Below are 13,008 nucleotides of genomic sequence, written 5' to 3' on the forward strand. Positions count from 1 at the left end.
GCAGGGAGTTGACGGGCGTCTTGGGGCGTGCTCAGCGCGATATCAGCTGATGAGCGCGTTCCACGAGGTGCGCGATCGCCGGCTCGCCGCTCGCGGCGTGGGCGTCGGCGGGGTTCAGCATCAGGGTCAGCAGGGCGACGAAGGCGAGCGCCGGGAGGGCGAGGGCCCACCAGGGCAGCCGCATGTCGACACGGCCCGTGGTCGCCGAGCGGGGCGGGGTGTGCGTGCTGGCCGGCATGCTGCCTCCGTGGTCCGTCCTCGATGGTGTGGCCCCGCCTGTCGCGGCCACGTTTCGAAGGTACGGAATCAACAGCCGCCAACCCATCGGGTGATCCACCCACTTGACCCTGACCCTTACCCCCTAGGGGATGGGGGGCTAGCCCCACCATGCCCCGAAGGGGGCGGGTCTGCGGCATGCGGTGGGGCAGCCGTGGTGAACGGCAGCGGTGAGGTCAGCCATGGACGAGCGGCCCGCGGAAGCAGCAAGATCAGCCATGGACGAGCGGCCCGCGGAAGCGGCGAGGTCAGTCGTGGGGGATCCGCGCGCGGGCGGCCCTGGTCACGGTGCGGCGATCGACGCGATGACGGCGATGATCACGAAGATGGCGAGGAACGAGCCGAAGACGAGCAGCATCTTCTTCTGGCCGTTGCGGGGGTTCGGGTCGAGCACTGGCATGGGGCAAGTCTCGCACCCCGCGCCCGGGCGGGGGCGTCGGGGGGTCGGCGAGCCGCCTGATCATGCCCCCGGGGGCGAGCCTCCTGGTCAACGCAGCGGACCCCCGCACCCCGCGCCCGGGCGGGGGCGTCGGGGCGTCGGGGGGTCGGCGAGCCGCCTGATCATGCCCCGGGGGCGAGCCTCCTGGTCAACGCAGCGGACCCCCGCGCCACGCGAGCGAGCCCCCTGGCGCACCCACCAGGTCTCCCCCAGCCTTCCGGCCAACGCCCCAGCACCCCCAGCCCACCCTCGGCCTCAGCCCGCCCCCAGCGCACCCCGGCCTCAGCCTCCCGGCCTCCCCGGCCAAGCCCCCGGCCTCCTCCGATCTCCCCGGCCTCCTCCGATCTCCCCGGCCTCAGCCTCCGACCTCCCCCGGTCTCACCCGGCCCCCTCCGATCTCCCCGGCCTCAGCGAGCCGCCTCGTCCTCCACCGTGCGGTCGCGGCCCGCCAGGAGGCCCACCGCCATCTGCGGGACCATGAGCGCGGCCATCAGTGCGATCGGCAGGCCCCAGCCGCCGCTGTGCTGGTAGAGGACGCCCACCAGGAGCGGCCCGGGGATGGAGATCAGGTAGCCGGTGCTCTGCGCGAACGCCGACAGCTGGGCGACACCCGCACCCGTGCGGGCGCGCATCCCGACCATGGTGAGGGCGAGCGGGAAGGCGCAGTTGGAGACGCCGAGCAGCAGCGCCCAGGCCCAGGCGCCCCCGGCCGGCGCGAAGTACAGGCCGGCGTAGCCGGCGAGTCCGCACAGGCCGAGCGCGAGCACGATGGGGCCCTGCTGGGGCAGCCGGGTGGCCAGGCGCGGGATGACGAAGGCCAGCGGCACGCCCATGACCATGGTGACGGCGAGGAGCAGTCCGGCCGTGCCCGCTGCGACGCCCGCGTCGCGGAAGATCTGCGCCATCCAGCCCATCGTGATGTACGCGGCGGTGGCCTGGAGGCCGAAGAAGACGGCGAGTGCCCAGGCGGTACGGCTCCGGGTGATCCGCAGCGCGGGAGCCGCGGCGGCCTCCTCGCGCGCGTGCGGCTCACGTCCGGGCGTCTTCGCGGCGGGCGCCGGCCCACCCTCCCGTACGTCCCGCCGGTCCCGTACGAACGGGAGCCACGGCACCACGGCCACGGCCGCCAGGACCGCCCACACGGCGAGCCCCGACTGCCAACTGCCGCCCAGCACCTCGGTCATGGGCACGGTCGCCGCGGCCGCGAGGGAGGTGCCGAGGGCCAGCGCCATCGAGTACAGGCCGGTCATGGAGCCGACCCGGTCCGGGAACCAGCGCTTGACGATGACCGGCATCAGCACGTTGCTGACCGCGATGCCCATCAGGGCGAGCGCGCTGGCGGCCAGGAAGCCTGCCGTGCCGCCGGTGTACGGCCGCAGAAGCAGGCCGCCGGTGATGGCGGCCATGCCGGCGCACACCACCGCACCGAGGCCGAAGCGGCGGGCCAGCCGCGGCGCCATGACGCCGAAGACGGCGAAACAGAGCGGGGGCACCGAGGTGAGCAGGCCGGCCACGCTGCCGCTCATGCCGAGCCCGTCGCGGACCTCCTCCAGGAGCGCGCCGAGGCTGGTGATGGCGGGGCGGAGGTTCACGGCGGACAGCACGATGGCGACGACGATCAGCCGCGTGGTCCACGCGCGCGCGGGCGGCGTCCCGGCCGCCGCGCTGTTCCCCGCGCGTGTGGGCGAGGCTTCCGTCGCGCACGGGGGCTCGGCCGTGGCCGAACCGCGTATGTCGGGGTGGTGCCGCGTCCAGGTGTCCTCGCTTGCCATGCTGCCCATCATAGAATCATGGGATGATTGGTTGTCCATGCCGGTGCGGTCCGCGGCCGCCGCTCCCGTGCGAAGGTGTGCCATGCCTTTGAGCCATCCCCGCCGTTCGGCACTGTCCGAGCAGGTCATCGCCGAGCTGCGCAACCAGATCGCCTCGGGCGAGTGGCCGGTCGGCTCCCGCATCCCGACGGAGCCCGAGCTGGTCGAGCAGCTCGGGGTCGCCCGCAACACGGTCCGCGAGGCCGTCCGGGCGCTGGCGCACAACGGCCTGCTGGACATCCGCCAGGGCTCCGGCACGTACGTCGTGGCCACCAGCGAGCTGGCCGGCGTGATGCACCGCCGCTTCGCCGGCGCCGACCCCCGGCACATCGCCGAGCTGCGCTCCACGCTGGAGTCGGCCGCCGCGAAGCTGGCCGCCGAACGGCGCACGGAGAAGGACCTCAAGCAGCTCGACGCGCTGCTGCTGCGGCGCGAGGAGGCGTGGGAGTCGGGCGACGCGGAGGCGTTCGTCGCGGCGGACGCCACCTTCCACCTGGCCGTGGTGGCCGCCTCCCACAACGACGTGATGACCGCGATGTACGCCGACCTGGGCGAGGTGCTGCGCGACTGGCTGCGCGAGGACGTCGGCGAGGAGCTGACCCCGGAGACGTACATGGACCACGGCCGGCTGCTGGACGCGATCCGCGCGGGCGACGCCGGGACGGCGGCGACGGAGGCGGCGAGCTATCCGTTCCAGTGCCGCCCGGGCCGGTTCAGCTCCCCCGGTTCTGGTGGCTGATCCACACCGAGCGGACCTCCATCCAGCAGCGGCCGGTCAGGCGCACGGTCATCGCGGGCTCGGCGTCGACCGGGGCGCTGTCGGTGTCCAGGTCCCACCACCGGTCGCACTCGATGTGCAGGCGGACCCGGTCGACGTCCACGTACGGGTTGTGGCAGTGGGCGACCACGTGCGAACCCTCGATGCTGGTGCGGCAGGCTGCGCCGAACGGCGGCGGGTCCTGCTCCTCCCCCGCCGCCCCGCGCGCGTACGGCTTCGCGTCGTAGGGCGCGGACAGGACGACGGCCACGGCGACGGTCACTGAGGCCAGGCAGCGGTACAGGCGCACAAGGGGACCTCCTCGGCCGTGCTGGGGAGGGACGCGTGGTGACGCTCCCCCCAGCGTGCCCGCTCGGGCGCCGCCCCCGCCCGGCCGGATGGGCCGAACGGGGGACGAGCAAGGGCTCGCACCCGGTCGGATGCGAGCCCTCGATCAGCGGTGATCGGTCGATCACCGGGCGATCGACCGGTCAGGCGCCGATCGCGTGCAGACCGCCGTCCACGTGGACGATCTCGCCCGTGGTCTTCGGGAACCAGTCGCTCAGCAGGGCGACGACACCGCGGCCGGCCGGCTCCGGGTCCTTCAGGTCCCACTCCAGCGGGGAGCGGGTGTCCCACACGGACGCCAGCTCGCTGAAGCCCGGGATGGACTTGGCGGCCATGGAGCCGAGCGGGCCCGCCGAGACGAGGTTGCAGCGGATGTTCTGCTTGCCCAGGTCACGCGCCATGTAGCGGTTGGTGGCCTCCAGGGCGGCCTTGGCGGGTCCCATCCAGTCGTACTGCGGCCAGGCGAACTGGGCGTCGAACGTGAGGCCGACCACCGAGCCGCCGTTCTGCATCAGCGGCAGGCAGGCCATGGTCAGCGACTTCAGGGAGAACGCCGAGACGTGCATGGCCGTGGCCACCGACTCGAACGGCGTGTTGAGGAAGTTGCCGCCGAGCGCGTCCTGGGGCGCGAAGCCGATGGAGTGCACGACGCCGTCCAGACCGCCCAGCTCCTCGCCGACGACGTCGGCGAGGCGGCCCAGGTGCTCGTCGTTGGTGACGTCGAGCTCGACGACCTTGGTGGGCTTGGGGAGCTTCTTGGCGATGCGCTCGGTCAGCGTGGGCCGCGGGAACGCGGTGAGGATGACCTCGGCGCCCTGCTCCTGTGCCAGCTTGGCGGTGTGGAAGGCGATGGAGGCCTCCGTCAGCACACCGGTGATCAGGACGCGCTTGCCCTCGAGAATTCCGCTCATGGTGATCAGTGACCCATTCCCAGTCCGCCGTCTACGGGGATGACGGCTCCAGTGATGTACGAGGCGTCGTCCGAGGCGAGGAACCGCACCGCCGCGGCGATCTCCTCGGGCTGCGCGTACCGGTTGAGCGGCACCTGCGACACGATGTTCGCGCGCTGCTCGTCGGTCAGCGCCTGGGTCATGTCGGTGTCGACGAAGCCCGGCGCGACGACGTTGAAGGTGATGTTGCGCGAGCCCAGCTCACGGGCGAGCGAGCGCGCGAAGCCGACCAGGCCGGCCTTGGAGGCGGCGTAGTTCGCCTGGCCCGGGGAGCCGAACAGGCCCACCACCGACGAGATGAGGACGACGCGGCCCTTCTTGGCGCGCAGCATGCCGCGGTTGGCGCGCTTGACGACGCGGAAGGTGCCGGTGAGGTTGGTGTCGACGACCGAGGTGAAGTCCTCCTCGGACATCCGCATCAGGAGCTGGTCCCTGGTGACGCCGGCGTTGGCGACCAGGACCTCGACGGGGCCGTGTTCGGCCTCGATCTCCTTGTAGGCCTGCTCCACTTGCTCGGGGTCGGTGATGTCGCACTTGACGGCGAGGAAGCCGGCCGGCGGCTCACCCGAGCGGTATGTGATCGCGACCTTGTCGCCGGCGTCGGCGAAAGCGCGGGCGATGGCGAGGCCGATGCCCCGGTTGCCTCCGGTGACGAGAACCGAGCGGCTCAACGGATCACCCTTTCGATAGCGGTTTCGTTCTCCGCCCGGACGCCCGGATGACAGGCAACGATGACAGGCGGCTTCTCCGAAAACCTATCGGTCTGGGCCCACAGGGGGACATTCGGGCACCGACAGTGGCTCCCGTGGCCTCCTGTCGGGTTCCTACAGTCCAGCCCCGGGTCAGTCCGCCATACCCGGTGCGTGAGCCGACAGCCCTTCGGCGCGAGCGGTCTCGAGCATCCTGCGGTCGTAGGTCACCACGGCGGTCAGGTCGTCCCGCAGGGAGAGTGCGCTGGCCACGTGAATCGCATCCAACGTCCTCAGACGCCCGACCAGCAGAGCCGCAGCGTCACGTACCTCTCGGGTGAGGAGAATCTCGGTGATCCGAGCATCCAGGTCCTCCATGGCTTTTGGAAAGTGCCCCATGAGGTCCAGGGTCCGTACGGTCTCCACGAAGCCGAGCGTGCTGGTGGCGAGCGGCTCCGTGGCCCGCTCCTGAAGGAAGGCGTCCAACGCGCCCCAGTGACTGCGCCGGGTCATCCAGGTGACCAGCGCGGACGTGTCCATGTAGATCAACGGTCGTCCTCTTCGCGCTCGGCCAGCAGGAGCGCCACGGGGTCGACGTCTTCCGGCACCTCGTAGTGCGGCATGCTGTGGCGGTCGGCGGCGGTGACCGGCTTCAGCTTGATCTTTCCCTGCGCCACCAGGTGCGCGTACCGCTCCATGGGACTGCCGGCCGGTGACAGTATCGCGATCACGTTGCCGTGCCGGGTGACCTGGATCGCCTCGCCCTTCTCGACGCGGGCGAAGACCGCGCTGGGGTTGTACGAGAACTCGCGAACGGAAATGGTGCTCATACCGCGCTCCCCTCACAGCAGGGCAGGTTGTGCGTACATACCCCTGATGGTACCTACATTCCGTCGGCATTCAGCCGCAGCGTCGAGACGTCACCCTTCCGTGAACCACGACGGCCACAAGCCCGAGAGGTCAGCAGCGTCGAAGATCGCACCGCCCTCCGGCTTCCGGGACACCGTCGCTTTCACATGGCTCCGCCGCTGCGCGCGGTGTCGACCGACTCGGCGAGACCGTCGATGTCCGAGGCCAGGTTCCGCCAGGGACGTGAGAGATCGACGACGTGTCGCCAGATCCTCAGCCGCCCCTCCCCCACCGGCACCTCCACGACTCCGGGTCGGCCGGAGGCGTAGACGAGATGGCCCTCGGCGAGACCGAGGCGTACGCAGTACGCGGTCATCTGGTACAGGTCGCCCCGCTGCGGTCTGGTCTTGAACTTGGCGTCCAGGACGACGGCCTGGCGCATCGACCCGTCGCGCGGCGACGGCAGGTAGTGCACGAGGTCGGGCTTGAGGACGTGCCTGCCCGCGACGTCCAGGGAGAAATTCCGGTCCTGCGGCTCGGGCCTGCCCCCGATGCGCAGGCGCAGGGCTTCGCCGACGGCGCGGGCCAGGTAGGCCTCGAAGAGGCGCCACATGGTCATGAGCATCCCGTCGACGGCGATCTCGCGGCCGTCGCCGAGTTCGTAGGAGGCACCGCGCAGGACGAGTTCGGCGAGGACCAGTGCGTGGGCGTAGCGGGCGTTCCGCCGGCCGGGGGTCCACCGGGGTGTCGGCGCCCCGGTGGGCAGGAGCCGGACTCCGTCGAGCCGGGCGGTAAGGCGCTGGAGGGCGGAGCGCGGGGCCGGGTCAAGGCCGGGCACACGCAGGAGGCGACGAGCGGCGGCGAGGAGGAGGCGGTTCTCCGGTATGTCGGGCGTGTGGTCGTCGTAGGCGACTTCCAGGGGCACGGGGACGCCCGGTCTGCGGCGGAGCTGGTCGGCGTGGCGGATACGGCCCCGGACGACGGGCAGCGTGTCGCACGTCTCCCGGTAGTCGTGGAGGACGCCGTGCAGCAGGGCCCGTTCGGCGGCGGAGACGAAGGCGTGCGCGAGGGCCGGGAGGAGGTCCGGGCGCGCGTCGGCGGTGACCGGGCGCGGATCGAAGTCGACGCGTTCGGGGGCGTAGGAGACGAGGTGGAGGAGACGGTCGACCGGGACCTTGGGGGTGATCGTCAGCTGGAGGGCGCCGTCGCCCGTGCCGAGGCGTACGGAGCCCACGCGGTCCCTGGCCTTCAGACGCCACCGTGTGGCGGTCTCGGGGTGCAGGTGGACGAGGCCGTCGTGGGCGGCGAGCGTCGCGACCTGGGCCGGAGTGAGGTCCCAGGTGGTCCAGCCGCCGCCCTCCGCGAGCCGGATGCGCGCGACGGTGTCACGGCAGTCCCGTGGCTGGGTGCGGCGGGGGTTCAAGAGTCCTCGGAGCCGGAGGTCTCACCCGGGGGCGGCAGGATGCCGAGCTGCTCCCGCAGCTTGTCCAGTCCGTAGGTGAACTCCACGTCGGTGCCGTCGCCCCAGTGGTGCTCGGTGAGGAGCGGGATGATCTGTGTCTTCCACAGCCGTTCGAGAGCACCGTCACCCGTGTGGGCGAGGTCCTGCATGAAGTACGAGGGGCCGACGCGGAAGGAGCGGTCCCCGGGGCTTCCGTCGGCGAGGAGGCGGTTGATCTCGTCGAGGAGGCGGGCGTGGGAGTCGTCGTACGCGGCCGGGTCCTCGCTCCGTTCCTCCGCCCGCCCGCGCAGCCAGGAGTCCAGCAAACCGGCCACCGGCGGGGTGTCGGGGTGCAGTTCCATGAAGGAGAAGCGGCGGCGCATGGCCGCGTCCATGTACGCCACCGAGCGGTCGACGGTGTTCATGGTGCCGAGGATGTACAGGTTGGGCGGGAGGCGGAAGCCCCGGCCGTCGTCAGAGCCGTACAGCAGGTGGACACGCTCGTTGCGGTACTCCAGGAGGAAGTACAGCTCGCCGAATATCTTGGCGAGATGACCGCGGTTGATCTCGTCGATGACCAGGACGAACACCTCGGCCGGGCGCCGCTCCGCCTCGTCGGCGAGCTTGCGCAGCGGGCCCCGGACGAGGTCGTAGGCGAGCCCGCCGCCCGTGTCACCGTCCTGTCCTCCGCCCAGGCGCGGGCGGATGCCCTCGAAGAAGTCCTCGTAGGCGTAGGCGGGGTGGAACTGGACGAGGCGTACGTTGGTGGCGCTGGAGGCGCCGGCCAGATGGCGGGCGAGGGCGAGCGCCGTGTACGTCTTTCCGGTGCCGGGCGGCCCGTGGAAGATCAGCTGCGGGGTGGCGCGGAGGAGTTCGACGCAGTCCTGGAGCCAGGTCGTGTCGGGCATATGGAGAGCCTCGGCCAGTTCGGGGGTGGCGTCGGGCAGGACGGCCGGGTCCGTGGGCAGCGAGGCGGTGCGCGGCATGTCGCCGATCAGGGCGAGGACGGTCTCGGCGTACTCGGTGGCCTCCAGGACCTGGGAGTCCGCGTCCTGGACCACGCTCGCGAGTCCGGAGGGCAGGTCCTTGAGGAAGTCCAGGGGCTTGTTCAGGTTGCGCCAGTCGACGCGGCGCTCCAGCCGCTCCGCGCGGTGGGCAGCCGGGCCGTCGACCACTCCGACGTACGTCTCGAAGCCGTCGGTGGACAGCACGATGTCGCCCCTGCGCATGCGGTTGAGGAAGGCGTCGAGTTCCCGGGCGACGGCATCTCGACGGGCCGGTGCGGTGGCGGGGAGGGCCGTGTCCACGACCGCTCGGAGGCTTTCCAGGTCACGCGCCGCGACGGTCGGAGGCTGGAAGCCCGTTGCCAGGGTGACCACGGATTCGTCGCGCCACAGGCCGCGGATGAGGGGAACGCCGGTGTTGGCGTCGACGCCCCGAATGATCCACAGCTGGCGGGGCAGTTCCTGGTCGGCCGCAGTCTCTTCGAGCGGTTGCTTGGCAGCCTTGAGCGCCTCCCAGACGGGCATCCGCCGGTCGGGCAGGGCTCGCACAGTGTCCAGGCTGCTGCGGCCCTGGTCGAGCAGTCCTTCCTCGTCGAGCAAGGTGCGCCACTGGTCGCGCTCGAAGGGCCACATGGGCAGCCCGGCGCCCGCCTGCCCGTCCTCCCCCAGCGCCAGATACCAGCCGGGCGGCCGCGCGCCACGCAGCACCGGCCCCAGTACGCCGGGGTCGACGGTGAATTCCGCGGCCAGGTCCTCCAGCGCGACCCAGTGCCCCCCGTCCGGAAGCTGCTCCAGCGCGGTCATCGCGACCGAGACGTACTGCTGCTGCCGCTCCCACTGCCGGTAGCGCCGGCAGGCATCGAGATAGAAGTCGACGGGGTCGGGCCAACGGTCGAGGGCGTCGACGCCGATACCGGTCAGCTGCCAGCGGCGCGCGCCCCGGTACAGCCATCCGGCCTTGACGAGGTTGGTCGCGTTCCGGTTCACGTAGTCCTTGAAGGGAGTGTTGTTCTCCTGTTCGGACTCGCCGACCGCCTGTAACCAGCCCGCCTCCAGCCCCGGTTTCCTGGCGAGAACCCGCTCCCACAGCTCTCGGAAGACCATGCCGTCCTGGGGCGCGTCCTCCCGCAGGACGATGGCGGCGGTGTGCAGGGCCTGGGCGACGACGGTCGTGATGCTGGCCAAGGCGTCCTTTCTTCGCAGGAGACGGGGGGTGACGGCCGCGCCCGGACTCAGTCCAGGCCGACCGGGGTGATCGGCGTGACCGGGATGTCGTCGGGGCCGTTCGTCTGGACGAGCAGGAGGTCACCGACCGTGGCGTCGCGGCCGAGACCGAGGCGGGAGACCGGGATGGCGCCCGGGGCGTCCGCCGTGCCGACGGGCTGAAGCCGCAGCTCGCCCTCCGCGCCCTGGTAGGCGAGGACCGCCCACACCTCGTCGTGACCGATGCGGGACACCACGCTGCTCAGCCGGTCGGGGAGGACCGCGCACACGACGGTGAGCCGCTGCTGCTCCGTCCTGGGGACGGGGATCGCCGCGATCCGCTCCAGCACGCCGGGCAGCGCCAGCGTGCCCTCCAGCAGCCGCTGGACGGTCTCCCGTTCCTCGTCCCGGCCGTCCCCGGTCTCGGCGGCGGCGAAGTGCACCAGGGGAAGACCGTCGTCCAGGGTGCGCTGCCATTTGGGCAGCAGGAAGTCGATGGTCAGGGCCTCTTCACGGGTGGGTGGGTGCACCTCGTCGCCCTCGTCGAACTGGGCGAGCCAGGCGTTGACGTCTCCCCAGCGCCACACCGGCGAGCGTCCGGTGATCCCCTCGGGGTCCGGGAAGGGCAGCTTGTCCTGCCGCCGCTCGCCGCTCACCCACTGCTGGACGTTCTGACGGGAACGATCGACACGCTCCGCGATGTCCGAGACGCCGACGAGGTCGGGGTCGGTGCGCACCAGTCTGAGGGCGGGCAGGGATTTGCGCAGCCGTACGACGATGCGGTGGGCCGCGTCGATCGCGTTGACCCCGCTCTCGGAGACGTCCAGGAAGTGCCGGCCGCGATGGCGGGTCAGTACCCCGTCGAAGGTGTCGTGGACGATCGCGACGGCCTTGTCGTCGTCCACCTCGATCCCGTCCACGACGAAGTGGAATTCATACTCCATGACGCCCCAGTCCCCCATGCGTATGCCTGTTCGCTCTTCCTGGTTCCGGTGTCTGCGCCTCTCGCTCCAGGGAACGCCCCCTGTGGCAAGCTTCGCCGAGCCCGGCGGCGTTGTCAATTGACAACGCCGCCCCGGAGGGCCGCACGCGGGTCGTCCGGAGGCAGCGGGCACCACTTCGCCTTGCGGGCTATTCGACGGGCCTCCTGGCCGGGGTTCCTCGGCGTGCCCCCGACGCGGATCACCGTGCAGTGGTCCGGGCAGGGGCAGTACAGCGTGCCCCAGTGGGCCTCCGACGTGAGCGCCCACCCGTCGGCGACGAGCCGCTTGAGGACCGCCCTGACCTCCTTGCTCGGATGGTCCGCCGCAGCGATCTCGCGTCCGACCACGTACGCCTCCACAAGCCTTCGCCCGTCGCAGAGCTGACCGTCAACTCGAACAGGCCGACAAGCCTACCCGGCACCACTGACACTGGCCGAAACCATAACTCAGCACGTACAGCGGGACGTTGCGGAAGATGATCGTCAACTACGTTTTTACGGGACGCGGGTTGCATGGGATGAAGACCGCGCACTCGGCCCACACGGTCTTGCCCGGCCCCGTTCGCCCGACCACGCCCCAGCGGTCGGCGACTGCTTCCACGAGGAGCAGGCCTCTCCCGCTGCCGGTGTCCGCAGAGAGCCGGACCGCCGGCTCAGGGAGCTCCGGGTGCCCCGGATGGGTGTCGGACACCTCCACGCGGACGAGTCCCGCGGTCCGGTCGTACGTGAGCCGCAGCTCGAAGTCACGTCCCGGGACGCGGCCGTGGAGGACCGCGTTGGCGGCGAGTTCGGCCACGACGAGGGTGACGGTGTCAGACGCCGGACTGCCGTAGGGCAGGCGCCACAGGTCGAGCCGGTGCGTGGCGAGCCTGCGGGCGAGACGCGCGCCGCGGCGCGTGGCGGAGAACCGCTGAGCGAACACACTTACGGTTACGGCCCCTTGGGCTCGTGGTGCTGGCATGCGCCCAGCGTTCCGGCCCCTCCCGGCCCTCAACAGGGACGACACCCATACAGGCAGGGCTGTACCAGTGCACACTCTGGACTGGGTGGGTAACTCCCCGTGCCCCCGGGTGGGTCGGGCGGGGTTGAGCGAGGCGTGAAAGCGCGGACACGGGAGGCACGTGGCGATGAGGGCGGACCCCGGCGGAGGAGGAAACGGCGGCACGAACGGCACGGAAGCGGAGCTCTCCGACAGTCTCAAGACCTTCGGCGTGGTCCTCAAGGCACTGCGCGAGGAATCCGGCCTGACGCAGGAAGAGTTCGCTCTGCAGGTGCGGTACTCGGCCGCGTACGTCGCCAAGATCGAGCAGGGGAAGCGGTTCCCGCCGGCGGACCTGCCCGCGCGGGCGGAGGAAGTACTGGGGCCGGTCGCGGTCAAGGTCCTTACGGCGGCGGCGAAGAGTCTGACGCGGAGGGCTGGACTGGCGTCGTGGTTCCGGCAGTGGGCAGGGATCGAGGAGGAGGCGATCTCCTTGTATGCGTATGAGTGCCGGGCGGTTCCTGGGTTGTTGCAGCCGGAAGGTTACATCCGGGCGGTGTTCGATCGGCGCTTGCCGCCTGTCTCCGAGGAGCAGATCGAGCGCGAGGTCGCGGCTCGGCTCGACCGCCAGCAACTCATCTCCACCAGACAGAACACCGCGTTCAGCTTCGTCATTGAGCAGAGCGTCCTGGTGCGGCGCATGGGAGGGTGCGATGTCACCAGGCAGGTCATCGACCACCTTCTTGAGGTGGGCACCCGGCGCAATGCCGAGATTCAGGTCATGCCCAGCCTCCAGGAGGACCACTGCGGCATCGACGGTCAGATGTATCTGGCCGAGACTCCTTCTCATCAGTGGGTCGGATACACCGAAGGACAGCGGTCAAGCACGTTGATCTCTGCGCCCAAAGACGTCAGCGTCCTGCTCCAGCGCTATGGCAAGCTGCGTTCACAGGCCTTGGACTGCCGGGCTACCGTGAAGCTGCTGGAACAGATGCGAGGAGCGCTATGAGCACTATCGATGAGCCGCACTGGTTCAAGAGCAGTTACAGCGGCAGCGAGGGCGACAACTGCGTTGAGGTCGCCGTGCGCCCCGAAGCCGTCCGCATCCGCGACTCCAAGGACAAGCGCTTCCGCCCTCTCGTCGTCACGCCGACTGCCTGGGCGGCGTTCACGGCTCTCGCGGCCGGCTCGTCTCTGGACGGCTGAGTTCGCGTCGTCCATGACGCTCACGGGCGGGCACGGGAATCGATCCCCTGCCCGCCCGTTGGTCTGCGCCCGCC

Annotated in this window: 16 protein-coding genes; 3 read left to right on the forward strand and 13 right to left on the reverse strand. The window is 70.9% G+C overall.

Features of this window, described 5'->3' with window-relative positions:
- Positions 1-31: 31 nt before the first annotated feature.
- The 3 genes from IPT68_RS08260 to IPT68_RS08265 all read right to left on the reverse strand — a co-directional run bounded on the left by IPT68_RS08260 (position 32) and on the right by IPT68_RS08265 (position 2,499).
- Entirely contained in the window at positions 32-238 is a 207-nt protein-coding gene (locus IPT68_RS08260; protein WP_189701880.1) for a hypothetical protein, read from the reverse strand.
- Positions 239-559: 321 nt separating this feature from the next.
- Positions 560-676 (reverse strand): SGM_5486 family transporter-associated protein, encoded by a 117-nt coding sequence (locus IPT68_RS34600; RefSeq protein ID WP_265583930.1) that lies wholly within the window; start codon positions 674-676, stop codon positions 560-562.
- A gap of 446 nt (positions 677-1,122) precedes the next feature.
- On the reverse strand, positions 1,123-2,499 hold the full coding sequence (locus IPT68_RS08265; protein ID WP_189701879.1) for a CynX/NimT family MFS transporter: 1,377 nt from the start codon (positions 2,497-2,499) through the stop codon (positions 1,123-1,125).
- 70 nt (positions 2,500-2,569) lie between these two features.
- On the opposite strand from IPT68_RS08265, the gene IPT68_RS08270 reads away from it, so the two are divergent.
- Positions 2,570-3,265, forward strand: coding sequence for a FadR/GntR family transcriptional regulator (locus IPT68_RS08270; protein WP_189701878.1), 696 nt, complete (start codon positions 2,570-2,572; stop codon positions 3,263-3,265).
- On the opposite strand, the gene IPT68_RS08275 is transcribed toward IPT68_RS08270, so the two are convergent.
- The 10 genes from IPT68_RS08275 to IPT68_RS08320 form a co-directional block, all read right to left on the reverse strand.
- Complete coding sequence (locus IPT68_RS08275) at positions 3,240-3,593, reverse strand: hypothetical protein (protein WP_189701877.1); 354 nt, start codon at positions 3,591-3,593, stop codon at positions 3,240-3,242. The genes IPT68_RS08270 and IPT68_RS08275 overlap by 26 nt on opposite strands.
- Positions 3,594-3,774: 181 nt before the next feature.
- On the reverse strand, positions 3,775-4,542 hold the full coding sequence (fabI, locus tag IPT68_RS08280) for an enoyl-ACP reductase FabI (protein WP_189701876.1): 768 nt from the start codon (positions 4,540-4,542) through the stop codon (positions 3,775-3,777).
- 5 nt (positions 4,543-4,547) lie between these two features.
- Positions 4,548-5,252 (reverse strand): 3-oxoacyl-[acyl-carrier-protein] reductase, encoded by a 705-nt coding sequence (fabG, locus tag IPT68_RS08285; RefSeq protein ID WP_189701875.1) that lies wholly within the window; start codon positions 5,250-5,252, stop codon positions 4,548-4,550.
- 171 nt (positions 5,253-5,423) lie between these two features.
- Complete coding sequence (locus tag IPT68_RS08290) at positions 5,424-5,810, reverse strand: type II toxin-antitoxin system VapC family toxin (protein WP_228040507.1); 387 nt, start codon at positions 5,808-5,810, stop codon at positions 5,424-5,426.
- 5 nt (positions 5,811-5,815) lie between these two features.
- A complete protein-coding gene (locus IPT68_RS08295; RefSeq protein ID WP_189701873.1) occupies positions 5,816-6,100 on the reverse strand; it encodes a type II toxin-antitoxin system Phd/YefM family antitoxin in 285 nt (94 codons plus the stop codon).
- Positions 6,101-6,282: 182 nt separating this feature from the next.
- The gene (locus IPT68_RS08300) at positions 6,283-7,542 is read right to left on the reverse strand and encodes an McrC family protein (protein WP_189701872.1); all 1,260 of its coding nucleotides are present in this window, start codon (positions 7,540-7,542) and stop codon (positions 6,283-6,285) included.
- Complete coding sequence (locus IPT68_RS08305) at positions 7,539-9,749, reverse strand: McrB family protein (RefSeq protein WP_189701871.1); 2,211 nt, start codon at positions 9,747-9,749, stop codon at positions 7,539-7,541. The genes IPT68_RS08300 and IPT68_RS08305 overlap by 4 nt, the downstream gene beginning before the upstream one ends.
- A 47-nt stretch (positions 9,750-9,796) precedes the next feature.
- Positions 9,797-10,711, reverse strand: a complete 915-nt coding sequence (locus IPT68_RS08310) for a helix-turn-helix transcriptional regulator (RefSeq protein WP_189701870.1) — start codon at positions 10,709-10,711, stop codon at positions 9,797-9,799.
- A gap of 113 nt (positions 10,712-10,824) precedes the next feature.
- Positions 10,825-11,097: a hypothetical protein gene (locus IPT68_RS08315; protein ID WP_189701869.1), complete on the reverse strand. Its 273-nt coding sequence runs from the start codon at positions 11,095-11,097 to the stop codon at positions 10,825-10,827.
- A 139-nt stretch (positions 11,098-11,236) separates the two neighbouring features.
- Entirely contained in the window at positions 11,237-11,710 is a 474-nt protein-coding gene (locus tag IPT68_RS08320) for an ATP-binding protein (protein ID WP_189701868.1), read from the reverse strand.
- A gap of 166 nt (positions 11,711-11,876) precedes the next feature.
- On the opposite strand from IPT68_RS08320, the gene IPT68_RS08325 reads away from it, so the two are divergent.
- The gene (locus tag IPT68_RS08325) at positions 11,877-12,737 is read left to right on the forward strand and encodes a helix-turn-helix domain-containing protein (RefSeq protein ID WP_189701867.1); all 861 of its coding nucleotides are present in this window, start codon (positions 11,877-11,879) and stop codon (positions 12,735-12,737) included.
- Positions 12,734-12,934, forward strand: coding sequence for a DUF397 domain-containing protein (locus tag IPT68_RS08330; protein WP_189701866.1), 201 nt, complete (start codon positions 12,734-12,736; stop codon positions 12,932-12,934). Before IPT68_RS08325 ends, IPT68_RS08330 begins: the two co-directional genes overlap by 4 nt.
- Positions 12,935-13,008: the final 74 nt, after the last annotated feature.

The sequence above is a fragment of the Streptomyces chromofuscus genome (assembly GCF_015160875.1).
Taxonomy (GTDB): Bacteria; Actinomycetota; Actinomycetes; order Streptomycetales; family Streptomycetaceae; genus Streptomyces; species Streptomyces chromofuscus.

Coding starts and splice junctions, on each gene's coding strand:
- IPT68_RS08260 (WP_189701880.1), bottom strand. CDS start 238: ATGCCGGCCAGCACGCACACCCCGCCCCGCTCGGCGACCACGGGCCGT.
- IPT68_RS34600 (WP_265583930.1), bottom strand. CDS start 676: ATGCCAGTGCTCGACCCGAACCCCCGCAACGGCCAGAAGAAGATGCTG.
- IPT68_RS08265 (WP_189701879.1), bottom strand. CDS start 2,499: ATGATGGGCAGCATGGCAAGCGAGGACACCTGGACGCGGCACCACCCC.
- IPT68_RS08270 (WP_189701878.1), top strand. CDS start 2,570: ATGCCTTTGAGCCATCCCCGCCGTTCGGCACTGTCCGAGCAGGTCATC.
- fabI (WP_189701876.1), bottom strand. CDS start 4,542: ATGAGCGGAATTCTCGAGGGCAAGCGCGTCCTGATCACCGGTGTGCTG.
- IPT68_RS08290 (WP_228040507.1), bottom strand. CDS start 5,810: ATGGACACGTCCGCGCTGGTCACCTGGATGACCCGGCGCAGTCACTGG.
- IPT68_RS08295 (WP_189701873.1), bottom strand. CDS start 6,100: ATGAGCACCATTTCCGTTCGCGAGTTCTCGTACAACCCCAGCGCGGTC.
- IPT68_RS08310 (WP_189701870.1), bottom strand. CDS start 10,711: ATGGAGTATGAATTCCACTTCGTCGTGGACGGGATCGAGGTGGACGAC.
- IPT68_RS08320 (WP_189701868.1), bottom strand. CDS start 11,710: ATGCCAGCACCACGAGCCCAAGGGGCCGTAACCGTAAGTGTGTTCGCT.
- IPT68_RS08325 (WP_189701867.1), top strand. CDS start 11,877: ATGAGGGCGGACCCCGGCGGAGGAGGAAACGGCGGCACGAACGGCACG.
- IPT68_RS08330 (WP_189701866.1), top strand. CDS start 12,734: ATGAGCACTATCGATGAGCCGCACTGGTTCAAGAGCAGTTACAGCGGC.